Here is an 18,097-nt window from a genome sequence, read left to right on the forward strand (position 1 = left end):
GGTGATGACAATGAATAAAGTACGTAAGTTTGACTTAAAAGCATTGGCTGCCTCTGCCGTATTATTTGCAATCCTGCAGGGTCTCATGTCTGCAGAGGTTATCGGTCCTTTCTGGGAACTGAACCTGATACTGATCTGCATGAACGTGATTCTGGCATCCAGCCTGAACATGATCAACGGCTTTACCGGCCAGTTCTCCATCGGTCATGCCGGTTTTCTGGCGGTAGGTGCCTACATGGGTGCCGTTATGACGGTTAAGCTGGGCTTTTCATTCCCGCTGGCCATTGTGGCCGGAACCGTAGCCGCCGGCTTTCTGGGTTTCCTCATTGGTCTGCCTACCCTGCGGCTGGACGGCGACTATCTGGCCATCGCGACCCTGGGTTTAGGCGAGATCATCCGTATCTGCATCCTCAATATTGAATATATCGGCGGTGCTTCCGGTCTGATGGGCATTCCCCGTATGACCAACTTCACCATCACCTTCTGGCTGATGATCGCCGTACTGTTCTTTATCAAAAACTTTAAGAACTCTGCCCACGGCCGGGCCTGCCTGGCCATCCGCGAAAACGAGATCGCGGCGGACACCATGGGCATCGACACCACTAAATACAAAGTTATGGCCTTTACTCTGGGCGCTTCCTTTGCAGGGACTGCCGGGGTGCTGTTCTCCCATTACTTCTTTATCGCCCATCCGGCGTCCTTCACCTTCATGCGTTCTTTCGATATCCTGACCATGGTAGTGCTGGGCGGTCTGGGTTCCCTTACCGGTTCCATCACCGGCGCCATCCTGCTGACCTTTATTTCGGCGGCGCTGGCGGACTTCCCGGAATGGCGTATGATTATCTACTCACTGGCCATGATCATCCTGATGCTGTACCGTCCCCAGGGACTGTTCGGTAATAAAGAACTTTCCGAAAAGGTTTTCAACAGCCTGAAGGGAGGTAAGAGCAATGAGTGATAAGAAGCGTTTACTGGACCTGCAGGATGTTTCCATCGTGTTCGGCGGTCTGCGGGCCGTTTCCAATTTAACGATGCATATTGACGAAGGGGAGCTGGTAGGCCTCATCGGACCTAACGGCGCCGGCAAGACCACCGCCTTCAATATGATCACCGGTGTGTATTTGCCGACGGAAGGGCAGATTTATTTTGACGGCAAGCTCATCAACGGGAAAAAATCCTATCAGGTGACCCAGATGGGCATGGCCCGAACCTTCCAGAATATCCGTCTGTTCTCCGAGCTGTCGGTACTGGACAACGTAAAGATTGCCTATAACATGCATATCAATTACAGTCTGCCACACGCTATTTTGCGGGTAAAGCGGTATTTTGACGAAGAGGAAAACGTAACGGAAAAGGGCATGGAACTGTTAAAGCTGTTCCATCTGGACAAGCATGCCTACGATATGGCGAAGAACCTGCCTTACGGCGCCCAGCGGCGTCTGGAGATTGCCCGGGCCCTGGCAACGAAGCCCCAACTCCTGCTACTGGACGAACCGGCTGCCGGTATGAATCCCCAGGAAACCAAAGAGTTGATGGAAATGATCCGGTGGCTGCGGGACAATTTTAAAATTTCCATTTTGCTTATCGAACATGACATGAGTCTGGTCATGGGTGTCTGCGAGCGGCTGTACGTGCTGGAATACGGTATGTGTATCGCTACCGGCACACCGGATGAGATCAAGAAGAACAAACGGGTTATCAAAGCGTATCTGGGCGGGGAGGTGTAACAGGATGGACATGCTGACAGTTGAGGACATCAACGTATATTATGGCGCGATCCATGCAATCAAGGGCATCAGTCTGTCTGTAGCCAAAGGCGGCATCACCACCCTGATCGGTTCCAACGGCGCCGGGAAGTCCACTACGCTGCATACGATTTCCGGGTTATTGAAACCGAAAACCGGGAAAATCACCTTTGAAGGCCAGGACATTACCGGAAAACCTGCCCATAAAATTGTGGGTATGGGGCTGAGCCAGGTTCCGGAAGGCCGCCATGTGTTTGCCAATATGACGGTATTGGAGAATCTGGAGCTTGGCGCGTATCTTCGCAGAGATAAAGAAGAAATCAATAAAGACCTGACAGATGTCTTTACCAAATTCCCCCGCCTGTTAGAGCGGAAAGACCAGATCGCGGGTACCCTGTCCGGCGGCGAACAGCAGATGCTGGCTATGGGCCGGGCGCTGATGAGCCGTCCCCGGCTGATGCTGCTGGACGAACCGTCCATGGGTCTGGCACCTCTGCTGGTACAGGAAATTTTTAACATCATCAAAGAGATCAACGACAGCGGGACCACGGTGCTGCTGGTAGAACAGAATGCAAGAATGGCGCTGTCCATTGCGGATAAGGCCTACGTACTGGAAACCGGAAACATTACGCTGGAAGGAACCGGCAAAGAGCTGCTGAACAGTGAAGCGGTGCAGAAAGCGTACCTGGGCGGCTGATTCCGAAAACGCGTATCCGGACGGGAAATGCTGAACGTTTAAGACGCAGTTGTTAATCTGTGATATAATAAATGAAGCAAGAGAAATCAGGAGGTTTTATCCATGCTTGTTAAAGATATTATGACGGTTAACGTAGTTACCATTAATCAGAATCAGACGCTGCTGGAACTGCAGGGACTGATGAGCGACGACAATATCCGCCGTGTTCCGGTAGTGAATGATGCCGGAATGGTCGTAGGGATCATTACGGATAAAGATGTGCGGATGGCTTCCCCTTCGGAAGCAAGTACCCTTTCCCGTTATGAAGCTTCCTACCTGTTAAGCCGTATTAAAGTAAAAGATGTTATGACCCATAACGTGAAAACGGTTTACCAGACGGCAGACCTGGCTGATGTGGCGTCTCTGATGTATCAGGACCAGATCAACTCCGTACCGGTTCTGGATGAAGAAAATAATCTGTGCGGCATCGTAACGGATACCGATGTGTTCCGTGCGCTGGTGGATATTTTCGGATTAGGCCAGTATGCAACCCGTATTACCATCGACGCTTCCGATAAACCGGGTGTACTGGCTGAAGTGGCAAAAATGTTTGCCGACCAGGGCATCAATATTTTGTCTTGTGTAACCAGTGAAACCAAACGGCCGGGTGAAAAAGAAATGACCATTACGGCAGATCTTTCCCAGGTTGGCATGGGCATCATCGAGGAAATCCGGGAAGCCGGCTTTAACGTGACTAATATTACTACCGGCAGGGCAAAATAAAAATGGATGCAAAAGCTGAATTTAACGTGGGCGATATCGTGCGGATGAAGAAGCCGCACCCCTGCGGTTCTTCCAACTGGGAAATTACCCGCACGGGTATGGATTTCGGTCTGCGTTGCTGCGGCTGCGGGCATCACGTGATGATACCGCGCACCAAGTTTGTGAAGGCGGTGCGGGAAGTGCTGCCGAAAGAGGAAAAGTGAATACTGAATAATAAAGGCAGGCGTTCCAATGGGGGCGCCTGCTTTTTGTGTGTAATGACTCTTTGATTATTTCCAATGTAAACGCTGCGGCGGGAAAGGCTGCGCAAAAACGTTCCCGTTTGCTATTCCATGGACTCATTCGCCTGTGGCTTCGAAACTCGGGCTTCGCCCTCAGACAGTCTCGCCACGGCCGGCTCATTTCGTCTCATGGAATGACGCAAACGCTCACTACGTTTTGCTTCAGCCTTTCCCGCCGCAACCGTTACGTACTTTATTCAGTGAAATTGGCGGGGAAACTCTGAGTCATGCCTCTTTTTCAGTTGAAATGCACTGCCTTCCAGTCATTTCTACAGCCTTAGCTTCCAATAAGATCCTACCTTTATATATTGAGAGGTGATGCTACTTCAGCCCAGTATCCATGCGGGTTTGCGGTTTAAGGTTGGTCGTTTCTACGACCAACCTTGCGGAAGGGAGAAGTTATTTAGCTGTTTGCTTTTCATTTTTCATAAACTGTGCTACAATAATCACGAACGTTAGTTTGAAACCGGATGAAGATAGTGTTGAATTTGGGTAACAATTTTATATAATTTATATATTTTATCTTGATTTTATATAAATTATATAATAAAATGTGATAAGGAGTAATACATGAAAGGAATAGACGTTGTGAAGCAGCTTTTGAAAATGGGTTGGAAAATAGACCGGATTAAAGGAAGTCATCATATTATGAAGAAAGGCAACCAGACAGAAGTTATTCCCTGTCATAACACTGACCTGCCGCCGGGGCTGCTGAACGCAATCAAAAAGAGAACGGGACTACAGTAATTAACAATTAATGAAAGGACAGAAAGCTATGTTAAAAGTTTATCCTGCTATATTACATGAAGAAGGTGGATACTGGATTGAGTTTCCGGATTTGGAAGGCTGTCAGACCTATGGTGAAACATTGGAGGAAACAATGGAACTGGCGCAGGAGGCTTTGGGCCTGTATCTGGTAAGCCTTATTGAAAACAAGCAAGAGATTCCTGCTCCATCCAATATTGCCGACTTAACGGCAGACGAAGGACAGCTGACTTATATCTCTACCGATATTGACAAGTATCGCCGCGACACAAGGGCAGTTAAGAAAATGCTGTCCATCCCTGCCTGGCTGGCAAAGGAAGCGGAAATGAAAAACATCAGCCTGTCCAAAGTACTGCAGGATGCATTGAAAGAACGCTTGAATCTGGTGTAAAGATGTCAGGAGATACGAGTGAGAATGGGCTATTGTACTTGGGCAGATATAAACGAGGCTAACAGAATATACCACGATACCGAATGGGGTATTCCGGTGCACGATGACCGGCATATGTTTGAACATCTGTCGCTGGAATGCCTGCAATGTGGTCTGAGCTGGGACTTGATGCTGAAGAAGCGTAAAATCTTCCGGCAGTGCTTTGACAATTTTGAGTATGACAGGATTGCCGCCTATGCTGATGCAGATGTGGAGCGCATCCTGAACACAGAAGGCATGATCCGGTCCCGGCGCAAAGTTGAGGCTGTAATCAACAATGCCCGGTGCTATCAGAAGGTGCGTGAGGAATACGGGAGCTTTTGCGGATATATTTGGGCGTATTCCGATGGGAAGACAATCCTGTATCAGGGGCATGATGCTGGAACGATTCCGGTCAGCAACGGGCTCTCCGACAGAATCAGTAAAGATCTGAAGAAACGCGGCTTCAAATTTGTAGGCGCAGTTACAATCTATTCCCACCTACAGGCCTGCGGGATTATCAACGACCATGACAGGGACTGTCCCTGCTATCGGAAAATTAATGAGTCGCATCCGACGGTCAGAAAACGAAGAGACCACGAGGTGAAATAAAGAGCAAGTTCGGCTTTCACAAGTTATCTTTCATATTTTATTATGTTTTTTTGTATGTCGTGTAATCAAGTTCATCGTTTGCCCCGTAAGGATAAAATATCGTCAATGCGCCTCCGGCGCGTCAAAAACCCAATATGCACTCCGCGCATCCCAGCGCTTCGTGCATGCCAAAAGTGCTCGCACGTCAAATAAAAAAATTATTAGCCAATTAGCATATAAGCATTTAAAAGCATATAAGCTTATAACCCGAATGATAAATGACAAGGAAATGATAAATGATAAATGAATGATAAATGACAAAAAACCATGACAAGAAAAACCAAGATGGTTACCACGTAGACAAAGACAAACAATCCTTACATGCTATCAGTTTAACAGACATACCAAACAGTCAGGTTATCTAACTATAAAGTCTTGCGCCGGGAAACCGCATAATAATGGGATTTTTGTTAAAATCCCGGTCGGAAAAACGACCGAAATGCTTCTTGAATATCCAAATTCTCAGGTGATGCGCCGGTGTTTTGGCGCTTTTTTCTTTAACTTAATTGGTTTTTTGCATAAAAAATACAGCCCTGTCACATCCTGTGTCACGCAAAGTGTCACAAGTTGTCACAGGGCTGTCACGCTATGTCACGCATTGTGTAACGCTATGTCACGCATTATGTAACGCTGTGTAACGTTATGTAACGCTGCTATGTAACGCACTATGTAACGCTGCGTTACATGGTGTCCCCATTATGTCCCCGGATTGTCCCCGATTTGTCCCGGGGACATGTTTTACGATGTCCCCATTTTATTACCGGTAACGGAACAGGTAATGTTATCCTAACGCTACGTCAAGTACCATCATCAGGGAAAATCCCATGGCGAATGCAATGGCCCCGATATCTGAGTGCTGCCCCTGGCTCATTTCCGGAATCAGTTCTTCGACTACTACATACAGCATGGTTCCGGCAGCAAATCCCTGAAAGTACGGAAGGAAGGGAACCACATAGCTCACTGCCATAATCGTCAGGAAGGTACCGATGGGCTCCACGATACCGGACAGACTTCCATACAGGAATGCTTTTCCGTTGCTTACCCCTTCAGCCCGTAACGGCAGGGAAATAATAGCGCCTTCCGGAAAATTCTGGATGGCTATGCCTAACGCCAGCGCCAGTGCGCCGGTCTGGGTGATGCCGCTGACCATCTGGGATAAGAGACCTGCGTAGACAACGCCTACCGCCATTCCTTCCGGAATATTGTGCAGTGTCACTGCCAGTACCAGTTTTACCGTGCGAGACAGGGAACTGGACATGCCTTCGGATTCTTTACTTTCCCTGTGCAGATGGGGGATGATGTGATCCAGCAGCAGAATAAACAGTACGCCGAACCAGAATCCGACCAACGCCGGCAGAAACGCAAGCTTTTCCATGGCTTTTGACTGCTCCATGGCCGGGATGATCAGGCTCCAAATGGAAGCAGCTACCATGACCCCGGCAGCGAAGCCTGTGAAGGCGCGCTCTACCTTCCAGTGCAGGTTACCCCGAATAAAAAATACACAGCCGGCTCCCAGCGCAGTTCCCAGAAAAGGAATCAGGAGAGCCTGTAACATTTCAGTTGGCATAATTTACCTCTTCTTGCAATTATGTACTAATTATTATACTCAACTTTTATAATAAGGCAAACAGTTTTTTCCTGTTTCTGAATTCGCCATCACGGGTGGTTTTTATTCTTGCATTTCGGTTCTGACAAGAGTATAATTCATTCTTGTGCGGGAATTGCTGTACGCGTTTATGGAAAAAGCAAAAGTGAATGCATCTGTGAAATAGCAAACCTGAGTGGTTTTGCGGAGTCTTGCCCGTCACTTATTTTTTGCTAACTTACTTTTCTTATGTTATAATAATATGTCATTTAATAGTAGAAAAATCTGCAGCTTAATCACGCAGCATGAATAAAGGAGAGAAAACTGTGAGCACGAATCTGGATGTAGGTATTGTTGGGCTTCCCAACGTAGGCAAAAGCACGTTATTTAACGCCATCACCAAAGCCGGGGCAGAGGCGGCCAATTATCCCTTCTGCACCATTGAGCCCAATGAAGGGGTAGTGGCGGTGCCGGATGAACGGCTGGACGTACTGGCCAAAATGTTCAATTCCCGGAAAATCACGCCGGCCATCATGCACTTTGTAGATATCGCCGGGCTGGTAAAGGGCGCGTCCAAGGGCGAAGGGCTGGGCAACCAGTTCCTCAGCCATATCCGCAACACCGACGCCATTGCTGAAGTGGTGCGCTGCTTTGAGGATGAAAATGTGACCCATGTGGAAGGCAGCGTGGACCCGGTGCGGGACATCCAGATTATTGATACGGAATTATGCCTGGCGGATATTGATACCATCAACAACCGCATGAAAAAAGTAGAAAAGCTGCTGAAAGCCCATGATAAAAAGGCGGCGGCGGAACAGGCGCTGCTGGAACGCGTCGCCAAAGGGCTGGAGGATATTGTGCCGGCCCGCCGGATGGAGTTCACCGAAGAGGAAGAAGCAGCTCTTTACGACCTGCATCTGCTGACAAGGAAACCCATCATTTATATCTGCAATGTGGCGGAGGAAGAAGCGGCGGACGCCAGCGGCAATCCCCATGTGAAAGCGGTGCAGGAGTTCGCTGCCCAGGAGCATGCGGAGGTGGTGGTGATTTCTGCCAAAGTGGAAGCGGAGATCGCGGAACTGCCGGAAGAAGAAGCAAAAGAATATCTGGAAATGGAAGGGCTGACGGAAGCGGGACTGAACCGTCTCATTAAGGCGGGCTTCAAATTGCTGGGTCTGCAGACTTATCTGACTGCCGGTGAAATCGAAAGCCGGGCTTGGACCATCAACATCGGCACGAAAGCGCCCCAGGCCGCCGGCAAGATTCATACGGATTTTGAAAAAGGCTTTATCAAAGCGGAAATCGTTTCCTACGACGACCTGGTAAAATGCGGCAGCAAGGTGGCGGCCCGGGAAAAAGGGCTGGTCCGTCTGGAAGGCAAGGACTACGTCATGCAGGACGGGGACGTTGTGGAATTCCGGTTTAATGTGTAAGGTGAAGAAAGCAAAGAAACGAATCGGAGTCTTGCGTTTAAAGAAACAATCCTTTGGCAATATTGATTTTCCATAACAGGACTTGCTTTATAATTGAGTAACTTTACAAGGAAGAAGACCATGTTTGATACACACAATCACTGTGAGTTTTCCTGCGATTCGAAAATGACGCTGCAGCAGGCGGCAGACACCGCTGCGAAGCTGGGCATCGGAATCATCCTGACGGAGCACTGGGATTATGAATATCCCACCAATCCGGAGCAGTTCCTGTTCGACCGGGACGCGTATTTTAAAAAGAACCTGCCCCTGCGCAGCGATAACGTGCTGCTGGGCATCGAAGTGGGGATGCAGCCCCATTTAGCAGAAAAGGAAGACAAAGTGCCGGAAGGTTATCCCTTTGACTTTGTGATCGGTTCCATCCACATGATGAATCGGCTGGACTTGTACGAGGTGACAACGTATAAAGGCCTGTCCAAAGAGGAAACCATGCACGACTTCCTCCGGGACAGCATTCGTTCCGCGGAAAGTCATAACAACTTTGATGCTTTCGGGCATATTGATTACATCTGCCGGTACTGGCCCTATGCGGATAAGGAATTCCATATGGAAGAAAACCAGCAGGAGTGGGACAGGCTGTTTACGGTTTTGATTGAAAAGAATAAACCCATTGAAATCAACACACGGCGGCTGGATTCCGAGGCGGCGGTTAAAGCGTTGCTGCCTTTATACAAACGGTATAAAGAACTGGGCGGTAAATACTGCACGCTGGGTAGCGACGCCCATTACACGGAGCATATTGGCCGGCGTCTGGGTGTAGCGGCAGCGATAGCAAAAGAAGCGGAGCTGCAGCCGGTGTATTTCAAAGAAAGAAAAATGATGTTAGACAGGTAGTTTTATGCAAAAGAGTATGACCTCGGGGAACTCCCTGAAACTGTTGCTGACCTTTATGGTGCCGCTGATCATCGGCAACATATTTCAGCAGATGTACAGCATATCAGATATTATAATCGTGGGCCGTACCATCGGTGTCAACGCGCTGGCCTCTGTCGGCGCGGCGGCTCCGATTTTTATGCTGTTGGTAATGATGACCATGGGTATGTCCAACGGTCTGACGGTCATAACGGGACAGTTCTTTGGCGCCAATGATTTCAATAACATGCGCCGCAGTGTGGCTATGAGCATGATGCTCAGTGTTATCTCGGTGATCATTCTGGCTGTTGGCATGTTCATTGTGATTGATCCGTTGCTGCAGATGATGAACGTGCCGGAGGTTTTGTATGAAGACACCCGCAGTTATATCCTGATCGTGGCGGAAGGGCTTTGGGCCATGATGGCCTACAACTTTTTTTCTGCAGTGCTGCGTGCCCTGGGCGACAGCAAGACGCCGGTAGCATTTCTGATTTTTGCCACCATTATCAACGTAGGGCTTGCCCTGCTGTTCATTTTAAAGTTTGGCATGGGCGTGCCGGGTTCCGCTTATGCGCTGGTCATGGCCCAGGGCATATCCGCTTTTCTGTGCGTCATTTATATGTGGAAGCACTTTCCCATTTTGCGTTTGCAGAAAAGCGACTGGAAATGGGATAACGCATTTGCGATTCAGCATCTGAAGATGGGCCTGCCCATGGCCGGGCAGTTCTCCATTCTGGGCGTAGGCATTTTGCTGATCCAGTCCATCACCAATTCCTTTGGACCCAATACCATTGCAGGATTTACGGCGGCTATCCGGGTGGAGCAGCTGGCCCTTCAGCCCATGGCTTCCTTTGGTATCGCCATGGCGGCCTTCAGCGCTCAAAATTACGGAGCCCGCCAGTTCCAGCGCATCCGGGACGCAGTGAAAAAATGCTCCCTGATTGCCATGGCTTTTGCCGTTTGCTCCGGCATCCTGATTTTCTTTTTCAGTGAAAATATTATCGGCGTCTTTATCGAAGAAGGAAACCCGAAAGTCATTGAGGACGCCTTGCTGTATCTGAACTGTTCCGTGCCGTTTTACTTTTTCCTGAGCCAGATGTTTATTTACCGCAGCGCGGTGCAGGGCATGGGCGTGGGCATGGTGCCCCTGGTTTCGTCCCTTATCGAACTGAGTATGCGGACCGGCGTGGCCAAGTTCCTGGCCACGGACTGGGGGTACCGGGGCGTGTGCTACGCCAGCCCGGTAGCCTGGGTGGCTGGGTCCGTCTTCCTCTTTTTTGCGTACCGGTATTTTATCAGCCTGTTTGAACGGCTGAACCGGTAAAACAAAAAGCAGTTTACATTTTTTTCAAAAAAAGAACACAAAAATGTTATTGCATTCTTGATTGATGTGTGCTATAGTACTTTTGGTCTGAAGGGAGCCGGAAGACATCGCGAGAGTTTTACCGGAAAACCTGAGATACCGTATAACAATACAGTCAGATATCGCTTGGATCAGTAATGACCGGGACGTGACGCCATAGCAGCTTTTGCCGCGCATCCGTTTTCGGGTGCGCGTTTTTTATTAAGGAAACTCATTTAATCAGCGTTTACTTAATGGGCCACGGCGACTGACACAGGAGGTGCATACTATGAAGTTAGTAAAAACTGTTGCAGAATTGCAGGCAATTGTGAAAGAAGTAAAAAGGAGCGGCAGGACCATCGGCCTGGTTCCCACCATGGGTGCGTTGCATGAAGGCCACGCTTCTCTGATCAGGGCGGCCCATGCTGAAAATGATTTTACCATCGTCAGTGACTTTGTAAATCCCACGCAGTTCGGACCCACGGAAGACCTGGATGCCTATCCCCGCACCCTGGATCACGATTGCGAGCTGGCGGAAGCCATGGGCGCAGACGTACTGTTTGCGCCGTCTCCGAAGGAAATGTATCCCAGCAAAGACATGACCTGGGTGGAAGTGACCGGAGACATTACCAAAGTGCTGTGCGGCCGTACCCGTCCCATCCATTTCCGGGGCGTAGCAACTGTCGTAAGCAAGCTGTTCAATCTGGCCCAGCCGGATAAGGCCTACTTCGGGCAGAAGGATGCCCAGCAGGCGCAGGTGCTGAAACGTATGGTGAAAGACCTGTTCTTCCCGCTGGAGATCCGGGTGATGCCGATTGTCCGGGAAGAGGACGGACTGGCGAAGAGCAGCCGGAACGTGTACCTGAACCCGGAAGAACGGAAAGCAGCCGTCATTTTGAACCGGGCGCTGAAAAAAGCGGAAGCAGCGTTTGCCGCCGGAGAACGGAACAGCGCAAAACTGGTGGCCCTGACTGCAGACATGATCCGGACCGAGCCCATGAGTAATATTGATTATGTGGAAATGTACCAGCTTCCGGAGCTGACGGAAGCTGAAGCGGAAATCACAACAGACCATCTGCTGGCGGTTGCCGTTAAATTCGGAACCACCCGGCTCATCGATAACGTGGTATTGGCTGTAAATAAATAAGAACTATTTCCCGGGAAATGAAAGACCCTCTCATTCGTAATGAGAAGGTCGCAGGTTTGCAGATAAAACTGCAAAGGCACACAGTGTTGTGTTAACAGGAGGACAAATACATGTTATATACTATGTTTCACGGTAAAATTCATCGCGCGGTTGTTACCCAGGCCCGTCTGGATTATATGGGAAGTATAACGATTGATGAAGATTTGCTGGAGGCTGCCGGAATTCTGCCGGGCGAAAAGGTGCAGATCGTGAATAACAACAATGGGGAACGACTGGAGACGTATACCATTGCCGGCAAGCGCGGCAGCGGCGTCATCTGCCTGAACGGTGCGGCTGCCCGTAAGGCCCAGGTGGGTGATACGGTCATTATCATTGCCTATGCATTGATGGACGAAAAGGAAGCGAAAGCGAACAAGCCGAAGGTCGTCATGGTGGATGAACACAATCATATTCTCAGCGATATCGGTCAGGAAAAAGAAAAACAGACGGTATCCGGCGCACTGAAAAAAGCAAAGAAGAAAAAGAAAAAATAAAGGAGAAGCTGATTAATCAGCGTTCCTCAAGTGAAACGCGGGTTCCTGAATTTTCGGGGGCCCGTTTTTGTATCAGTTGTAACATTTTTCAAAAATCATAAAATCTTTCGCAAAAAAATACTATTTTATAATGATTTTGTTTGACAAAAAAATTATCTTTCCATATAATAATTTTAACGTAATTTTAAAATTGTTACATCTGATGAAGGGAAAGAGTAGTCTGTTGCGGCAGGTCCCAGAGAGCCGGTGGATGGTGAAAACCGGTGACGGCGGACAGAGGAAAATCCTCCCTGAAGACTGGCGCTGAATCAGCATTAAGCGCCTGCGTCTTTTCCACGTTACAGGAAACGCGTATGTTGGTACGTGGTAAAGTGTCCGTATATTTACGGGAATCAGGGTGGTACCGCGGAGTATTTCCGTCCCTCAGCTTCTGTGGGACGGTTTTTTTATATAGTGATAGTTATTTCATGCTGTGAAACGCAGCGGCTGTTGCCGTTTACGTAATAAAAGCTGTAGGAAAATCTCGAAGGATACAGGGGGAGATCAACATGATGAAGCAGCATTTGGCTATTCTGTGCGATAATAAACCGGGCGTGCTGACGCACGTAGCCGGCCTCATCAGCCGGAGAGCCATCAACATTGAGTATATTAACGCCGGCTATACGGAAGAACCGGATGTGACGCGTATCAACATCGTCGTATCCGTGGAAGACCAGCGGGCCCTGAACCAGGCAATTCTGCAGCTGGCCCGGCTGATTGATGTAATCAAGGTTGTAAATCTGGACGAAGCGCCGTTCATCAGCTACGAACTGGCGATGATTAAAGTCAGAGTAAGCTCCACGCAGGAATTATCGGATATTGCCAACCTGGCGGACCTGTTCCACGCCAAGATTGTGGACGTCAATCCGGGAGCTGTGGTCATGCGGGTCACCGGCAGGGAAGACCATATCGAAGCCTTGCTGCAGATGCTGAAGGAATATGAAATTATAGAAATGGCACGGACCGGACAGATTTCCCTGTCCCGTGGTTCTAACGCAGTAAAAAAGATGTGAGGCTGATTCTTGCGGATATTTTGATTCCGGACTGCCGTCCGGGATATAAAATATAAAGGAAGTGCGAATTAAACCGCCTGCATGTATGCCGTTCGTCAAAAGCTCCGGCCATTGCGCAAACGCGTTTAATCAGCAATTCCGTAACGTCGTTTTCGGTGTATCATTATCATATTTTTAATTAAAAAAGGAGAGATTTATCATGGCAAAAGTGTATTACGATCAGGATGTTAACTGGGACGTTATCAAAGGTAAAAAGGTTGCTATCGTAGGGTATGGCAGCCAGGGACATGCTCATGCGCTGAACCTGAAGGACAGCGGGCTGGAAGTAGTAGTTGGCCTGTACAAAGGCTCCAAGTCCGTTGCCAAGGCAGAAGCTGCAGGCTTAAAGGTTATGACTGTAGGCGATGCAGTGAAATGGGCTGACATTACCATGATCCTGATTCCGGATGAAAAGCAGGCTGACGTTTATAAGAACGAAATCGCGCCGAACCTGAAACCCGGCAGCGCGCTGGCTTTTGCCCATGGTTTCAATATTCATTTCCAGCAGATTATTCCCGCTGCTGACGTAGATGTATTTATGGTTGCCCCGAAAGGCCCCGGCCATCTGGTTCGCCGCGTATTTACGGAAGGCTCCGGCGTTCCCGATGTATTTGCGGTGTATCAGGATGCAAGCGGAAAGTGCTTTGACCTGGCCCTGGCGTATGCCCGCGGCATCGGCGGCACCCGTGCCGGCGTTATCGAGACCACCTTCAAGGAAGAAACCGAAACCGACCTGTTCGGCGAACAGTGCGTACTGTGCGGCGGCGTAACCGCTCTGATGGAATCCGGTTTCAACACGCTGGTTGAAGCAGGCTATCAGCCTGAAATCGCGTACTTTGAATGCTTCCATGAAATGAAACTGATCGTTGACCTGATGTATGAAGGCGGCATGGCCAAAATGCGTCATTCCATCAGCGACACGGCGGAATACGGCGATTATCATACCGGCAAAAAGATCGTTACCGATGACACTCGCGCTGCTATGAAGAAAGCGCTGAAAGAAATCCAGGACGGCACCTTTGCCAAAGACTGGCTGCTGGAAAACCGCTCCGCAGGCCGTGCTCATTTCCTGGCAGAACGCCGTATCCATGCGGAAACCCAGCTGGAAGAAGTTGGTAAAAAACTGCGCAGCATGATGAGCTGGCTGCAGGCTCCCAAAGCAGCAGCTCCGGCTCCTGCTAAAAAAGCTCCGGCAAAGAAAGCACCGGTAAAGAAAGCGGCTGTCAAAAAAGCTCCTGCTAAAAAGGCTCCTGTAAAAAAATAATGACTTAAGGTCAGTGTATCATTGAGGTGAAAAACGGAGGGAACGTTTTAGCCTCAATGAAATCAACAGTCTGCATTACCCAATAGAAACGGCTGCCGGAGCAGTATCTCCGGCAGCATAACTCTGAAAGAATGAGAAGGTACAGCCCGATGAAACTGAATGGCGCGCAAGTTGTAATTGAAAGCTTAAAAAAAGAAAAAGTAGATGTGGTATTCGGCTATCCCGGCGGCGTGATCCTGCCTTTGTATGATGAAATGTATAAGGCGAAGTATCCCCGGCATATCCTGCCCGGACATGAGCAGGGCGCTGTACACGCGGCAGACGGATATGCGCGTGCCACAGGGCGTCCCGGCGTCTGCTTCGCAACGTCCGGACCAGGTGTATGCAACATGGTTACAGGTATCGCGACGGCCTATATGGATTCGATTCCGCTGGTTGTTTTCAGTGCACAGGTGGCAACCCGGGCCATTGGCAGGGATTCATTCCAGGAAGCGGATATCACCGGTATTACAACCCCGATTACCAAGCATAACTATCTGGTAAAAAAGATTCAGGATCTGCCCCGCGTCATTAAAGAAGCGTTCCTGATTGCTACGACCGGGCGGCCGGGTCCGGTGCTTATTGATATTGCGACGGACGTGTTCCGTGCGGAAATTGATTTTGAGTATCCGGCAGAAGTTCATCTGCGGGGTTACAAAGCAGATTTTACCGGGAATGAAGCGGACATCGACAAGGCAGTTGCCGCGTTTAAAGAAGCAAAGAAGCCGGTACTGATGACCGGCGGCGGCGTCATTTCTTCCAATACGGCGGAGCTTGTCCGTCAGATTGTGGCAGCTACCGGCGTGCCGGTTGTAACGACACTCATGGGCAAAGGCGCGGTATCGGATTTTTATGACGCGCACCTTGGCATGGTAGGCATGCACGGTTCGTTTGCTTCCAATATGTGCATAACCCAGTGCGATCTGATCCTGGCTGTGGGCGCACGGTTCAGCGACCGTGTCACCGGTGACGTGGCCAAATTTGCCAAAAACGTTACGGTTATCCAGTTCGAGGTGGACAGTGTCGAAATCGACAAGATCGTTCATGCGGACATTCCGGTAATCGGCGATCTGCGCTGGTCCATGCCGCTGTTTGTGAAAAAAATAAAGAAAAGCAGCGCGAGCCTGAAAAAACAGTTTGCTCCCTGGCGGGAAGCCATGATGAAAATCAAAGCGGAGCATCCGTTCGTTTCCCGCAAGCTCAAGGGTAAGATTACGCCGGAACTGTTATATAAGACGATCATGAAGCATGCGGACGAAGATGCCGTGGTGGTGACCGATGTAGGACAGCATCAGATGTGGACGGCCCAGTTCTATAATGTGGACCAGCCCCGTCATTTCCTGTCCAGCGGCGGTCTGGGGACCATGGGCTTCGGTCTGCCCGCCTCCATGGGTGCAAAGCTGGGCTGTCCGGATAAACAGGTGATTCTGTTTACCGGCGACGGCAGCATCATGATGTGCTGCCAGGAATTTGCCACGCTGCACCGGTACGGAATTCCGGTGAAGGTCTTCGTGCTGCACAACAACGTGCTGGGCATGGTGAACCAGTGGCAACGTCTGTTCTTCGGCGGTCGGGAAAGTCAGTCCATCGTAAAAGATCTGGTAGATTTTCCGGCTATGGGCCAGGCCATGGGCGTGGAAGGCATGAAGGTCAGCGATCCCAAAAAACTGGACAGTGTTGTGAAAGCGGCGCTGGAGAGCAAGGAGTCCGTGCTGGTTGACGTGGCGATTCCCAACGATGAGAATGTGTTCCCCATGGTGCCCGGAGGAAAGCACCTGGACCAGATGATCCTGCAGGACACGATAGACTGAGCAGCTGTTCCGTAATCTGGCAATGAAACGGACATCCTGTGTATATCCTGTTAACCTGATAACCGGCATTGCCTGAAAAAGCAAAGTATAGTAAAATAAAGTACCGGCGATCCGCTGACGAAATCCATGGACTGCCGGTACTTTCGTATTTGAAGTTGATAATACAGCGGGAGTTGCTGAATTTGCTGACAGAAGGATTGTCGGTTCGGCAGGCTCTGCTGTTTGAAAATGAGGGGTTAGTCATATGAAAAATACTGATTTGCGGAATCTTGTCGTATGCAGGGATTTACTGGAAGATCCTGTAATACAAAAGATTATTGAGCTGGTTGAATTCCGGGAAAAATATCCATCATCGCCAGCGAAAAACAGAATGGAGTCCTTTCTTCAGAGTGAAGTGGCAGCTCTGCTGATACAACAAGCAGAAAAGCTGGGTATTTCGGGTAATTTGTTACCCGCATATATAGTGCATTTGCTGGCAGAAGGCGGTAATGTTGCTGCCAGGACCATAGAGGCTGTCGGCAGTTACGGTAAGGGACTGTTGGATTCCCTGGGCGATGACATGATTTTACTGCTTCCGTATTTGAAGGTAAAGACCACAGTAGTTATCGGAAGGGATAATCCTTTTTTGAATAATTATCATCCTGCCAAAAAAGAGCAGAATCTGTTTGAAACTAACTTACTGCAAAGACTGGTGGAAATGAAAACAATTACCAGTGCAACCAGGCATCTGCTGCGGCATTACGAAAAATGGGGCAGTGGCATGATGGCCCGGTACACCGCTTTTCGCATCGGGGCAGGCGGAACCCTGATCGGCATTGCAGATTTTCCTGTCTTTAACTGGGATGACCTGTTAGGCTATGAAGATCAGAAATACAAACTGCTGACAAACACACAGAATTTTATGGAAGGCAGGCCTGCCAACAATGTGCTGCTTACCGGCGCACGGGGAACCGGAAAGTCTACGGGAGTGAAGGCTTTGGCAGCCATGTTTGCCGCTGACGGACTCCGGCTTATCCAAATTGGCCGGGATCAGTTGGAACTGGTGGCGCCGGTGCTGGAAAAGCTGAATGAGATTCGCAGTAAAAAGTTCATTCTGTTTTTTGATGACCTTTCCTTTGACGAAGGGGAGTCCGGTTATAAATACTTGAAATCTGCCATTGACGGAAGCGTTACGGCCCAGCCTGACAATGTGCTGATCTATGCAACCTCAAACCGCCGGCATCTGCTGAAAGAAACATGGAGCGACCGGAACGATGCGCTGGAAGCGGAAGTGTACCGGCAGGACAGCGCCAACGAAAGCATTTCGCTTTCTGACCGCTTCGGTTTGATTCTGCATTATTCCACCCCCAGCCAGGAAGAATACCTGCAGATCATTGACCACGAACTGCGTAAAGCAGGCGTGCGTTTATCAAAAGAAGAGCTGCGGCTGGAAGGCGTCCGCTGGGAAATGGAACATTCCGGACGGAACGGGAGAATTGCCAATCAGTTTGTAAAATGGTATTTGGGAAACAACTGATGATTCGTAACGCAAATGTTTAAAGCAGTTTAGTCAGTGAGTTCCGGAGAGTTATAGAATAGCGTTTTATAAAACCGTTTTTATAAACAGAATTTGATTTTATGTTTCACGTGAAAC

17 protein-coding genes, 1 pseudogene and 1 other annotated feature are annotated in these 18,097 nt (G+C 49.3%); of the genes and pseudogenes, 17 read left to right on the plus strand and 1 reads right to left on the minus strand.

The genetic code is table 11. The features are described from left to right. The first annotated feature begins 10 nt into the window (after positions 1-10). The 8 genes from QZV31_RS06890 to QZV31_RS06925 all read left to right on the plus strand — a co-directional run bounded on the left by QZV31_RS06890 (position 11) and on the right by QZV31_RS06925 (position 5,271). The gene (locus QZV31_RS06890) at positions 11-958 is read left to right on the plus strand and encodes a branched-chain amino acid ABC transporter permease (RefSeq protein ID WP_295359338.1); all 948 of its coding nucleotides are present in this window, start codon (positions 11-13) and stop codon (positions 956-958) included. Then, positions 951-1,727 (plus strand): ABC transporter ATP-binding protein, encoded by a 777-nt coding sequence (locus tag QZV31_RS06895; protein WP_295359339.1) that lies wholly within the window; start codon positions 951-953, stop codon positions 1,725-1,727. Before QZV31_RS06890 ends, QZV31_RS06895 begins: the two co-directional genes overlap by 8 nt. 10 nt (positions 1,728-1,737) lie before the next feature. Continuing rightward, a complete protein-coding gene (locus QZV31_RS06900) occupies positions 1,738-2,442 on the plus strand; it encodes an ABC transporter ATP-binding protein (protein WP_093729931.1) in 705 nt (234 codons plus the stop codon). Positions 2,443-2,544: 102 nt separating this feature from the next. Further along, entirely contained in the window at positions 2,545-3,204 is a 660-nt protein-coding gene (locus QZV31_RS06905; RefSeq protein ID WP_093729735.1) for a CBS and ACT domain-containing protein, read from the plus strand. 2 nt (positions 3,205-3,206) lie between these two features. After that, complete coding sequence (locus QZV31_RS06910) at positions 3,207-3,407, plus strand: DUF951 domain-containing protein (protein ID WP_093729736.1); 201 nt, start codon at positions 3,207-3,209, stop codon at positions 3,405-3,407. Positions 3,408-4,055: 648 nt separating this feature from the next. Continuing rightward, complete coding sequence (locus tag QZV31_RS06915; protein ID WP_295359340.1) at positions 4,056-4,232, plus strand: type II toxin-antitoxin system HicA family toxin; 177 nt, start codon at positions 4,056-4,058, stop codon at positions 4,230-4,232. A gap of 28 nt (positions 4,233-4,260) precedes the next feature. Then, positions 4,261-4,641: a type II toxin-antitoxin system HicB family antitoxin gene (locus tag QZV31_RS06920; RefSeq protein ID WP_295359341.1), complete on the plus strand. Its 381-nt coding sequence runs from the start codon at positions 4,261-4,263 to the stop codon at positions 4,639-4,641. A gap of 24 nt (positions 4,642-4,665) precedes the next feature. Continuing rightward, positions 4,666-5,271, plus strand: coding sequence for a DNA-3-methyladenine glycosylase I (locus tag QZV31_RS06925; RefSeq protein WP_093729737.1), 606 nt, complete (start codon positions 4,666-4,668; stop codon positions 5,269-5,271). Between the two features lie 820 nt (positions 5,272-6,091). On the opposite strand, the gene QZV31_RS06930 is transcribed toward QZV31_RS06925, so the two are convergent. Continuing rightward, positions 6,092-6,877 carry a ZIP family metal transporter gene (locus QZV31_RS06930; RefSeq protein ID WP_295359342.1) on the minus strand — a complete coding sequence of 262 codons (786 nt, stop codon included), beginning with the start codon at positions 6,875-6,877 and terminating at the stop codon, positions 6,092-6,094. A 344-nt stretch (positions 6,878-7,221) separates the two neighbouring features. Here QZV31_RS06930 and ychF point away from each other — a divergent pair, with 344 nt between their 5' ends. The 9 genes and pseudogenes from ychF to QZV31_RS06975 all read left to right on the plus strand — a co-directional run bounded on the left by ychF (position 7,222) and on the right by QZV31_RS06975 (position 17,980). After that, on the plus strand, positions 7,222-8,328 hold the full coding sequence (gene ychF / locus QZV31_RS06935; RefSeq protein WP_366508696.1) for a redox-regulated ATPase YchF: 1,107 nt from the start codon (positions 7,222-7,224) through the stop codon (positions 8,326-8,328). A gap of 120 nt (positions 8,329-8,448) precedes the next feature. After that, positions 8,449-9,219 (plus strand): histidinol-phosphatase HisJ family protein, encoded by a 771-nt coding sequence (locus QZV31_RS06940; RefSeq protein ID WP_295359344.1) that lies wholly within the window; start codon positions 8,449-8,451, stop codon positions 9,217-9,219. Between the two features lie 4 nt (positions 9,220-9,223). Then, positions 9,224-10,561 carry an MATE family efflux transporter gene (locus QZV31_RS06945; protein WP_295359345.1) on the plus strand — a complete coding sequence of 446 codons (1,338 nt, stop codon included), beginning with the start codon at positions 9,224-9,226 and terminating at the stop codon, positions 10,559-10,561. Between the two features lie 307 nt (positions 10,562-10,868). Next, positions 10,869-11,726: a pantoate--beta-alanine ligase gene (gene panC, locus QZV31_RS06950; RefSeq protein WP_295359346.1), complete on the plus strand. Its 858-nt coding sequence runs from the start codon at positions 10,869-10,871 to the stop codon at positions 11,724-11,726. A gap of 110 nt (positions 11,727-11,836) precedes the next feature. Continuing rightward, on the plus strand, positions 11,837-12,259 hold the full coding sequence (gene panD, locus QZV31_RS06955) for an aspartate 1-decarboxylase (protein ID WP_295359347.1): 423 nt from the start codon (positions 11,837-11,839) through the stop codon (positions 12,257-12,259). A gap of 193 nt (positions 12,260-12,452) precedes the next feature. Then, positions 12,453-12,686: a binding site (T-box leader), on the plus strand. Between the two features lie 121 nt (positions 12,687-12,807). Beyond that, entirely contained in the window at positions 12,808-13,311 is a 504-nt protein-coding gene (gene ilvN, locus QZV31_RS06960; RefSeq protein ID WP_295359348.1) for an acetolactate synthase small subunit, read from the plus strand. A 199-nt stretch (positions 13,312-13,510) separates the two neighbouring features. Beyond that, positions 13,511-14,500: pseudogene (ilvC, locus tag QZV31_RS06965) on the plus strand (ketol-acid reductoisomerase); the annotation flags it as partial. 263 nt (positions 14,501-14,763) lie between these two features. Further along, the gene (gene ilvB / locus QZV31_RS06970) at positions 14,764-16,464 is read left to right on the plus strand and encodes a biosynthetic-type acetolactate synthase large subunit (protein WP_295359349.1); all 1,701 of its coding nucleotides are present in this window, start codon (positions 14,764-14,766) and stop codon (positions 16,462-16,464) included. Between the two features lie 244 nt (positions 16,465-16,708). Then, positions 16,709-17,980 carry an ATP-binding protein gene (locus tag QZV31_RS06975; RefSeq protein ID WP_295359350.1) on the plus strand — a complete coding sequence of 424 codons (1,272 nt, stop codon included), beginning with the start codon at positions 16,709-16,711 and terminating at the stop codon, positions 17,978-17,980. Positions 17,981-18,097: the final 117 nt, after the last annotated feature.

Origin of the sequence: uncultured Succiniclasticum sp. (assembly GCF_902793885.1) — a bacterium.
GTDB lineage: Bacteria > Bacillota > Negativicutes > Acidaminococcales > Acidaminococcaceae > Succiniclasticum.

Coding starts and splice junctions, on each gene's coding strand:
- QZV31_RS06890 (WP_295359338.1), top strand. CDS start 11: ATGAATAAAGTACGTAAGTTTGACTTAAAAGCATTGGCTGCCTCTGCC.
- QZV31_RS06895 (WP_295359339.1), top strand. CDS start 951: ATGAGTGATAAGAAGCGTTTACTGGACCTGCAGGATGTTTCCATCGTG.
- QZV31_RS06900 (WP_093729931.1), top strand. CDS start 1,738: ATGCTGACAGTTGAGGACATCAACGTATATTATGGCGCGATCCATGCA.
- QZV31_RS06905 (WP_093729735.1), top strand. CDS start 2,545: ATGCTTGTTAAAGATATTATGACGGTTAACGTAGTTACCATTAATCAG.
- QZV31_RS06910 (WP_093729736.1), top strand. CDS start 3,207: ATGGATGCAAAAGCTGAATTTAACGTGGGCGATATCGTGCGGATGAAG.
- QZV31_RS06915 (WP_295359340.1), top strand. CDS start 4,056: ATGAAAGGAATAGACGTTGTGAAGCAGCTTTTGAAAATGGGTTGGAAA.
- QZV31_RS06920 (WP_295359341.1), top strand. CDS start 4,261: ATGTTAAAAGTTTATCCTGCTATATTACATGAAGAAGGTGGATACTGG.
- QZV31_RS06925 (WP_093729737.1), top strand. CDS start 4,666: ATGGGCTATTGTACTTGGGCAGATATAAACGAGGCTAACAGAATATAC.
- QZV31_RS06930 (WP_295359342.1), bottom strand. CDS start 6,877: ATGCCAACTGAAATGTTACAGGCTCTCCTGATTCCTTTTCTGGGAACT.
- QZV31_RS06940 (WP_295359344.1), top strand. CDS start 8,449: ATGTTTGATACACACAATCACTGTGAGTTTTCCTGCGATTCGAAAATG.
- QZV31_RS06945 (WP_295359345.1), top strand. CDS start 9,224: ATGCAAAAGAGTATGACCTCGGGGAACTCCCTGAAACTGTTGCTGACC.
- panC (WP_295359346.1), top strand. CDS start 10,869: ATGAAGTTAGTAAAAACTGTTGCAGAATTGCAGGCAATTGTGAAAGAA.
- panD (WP_295359347.1), top strand. CDS start 11,837: ATGTTATATACTATGTTTCACGGTAAAATTCATCGCGCGGTTGTTACC.
- ilvN (WP_295359348.1), top strand. CDS start 12,808: ATGATGAAGCAGCATTTGGCTATTCTGTGCGATAATAAACCGGGCGTG.
- ilvB (WP_295359349.1), top strand. CDS start 14,764: ATGAAACTGAATGGCGCGCAAGTTGTAATTGAAAGCTTAAAAAAAGAA.
- QZV31_RS06975 (WP_295359350.1), top strand. CDS start 16,709: ATGAAAAATACTGATTTGCGGAATCTTGTCGTATGCAGGGATTTACTG.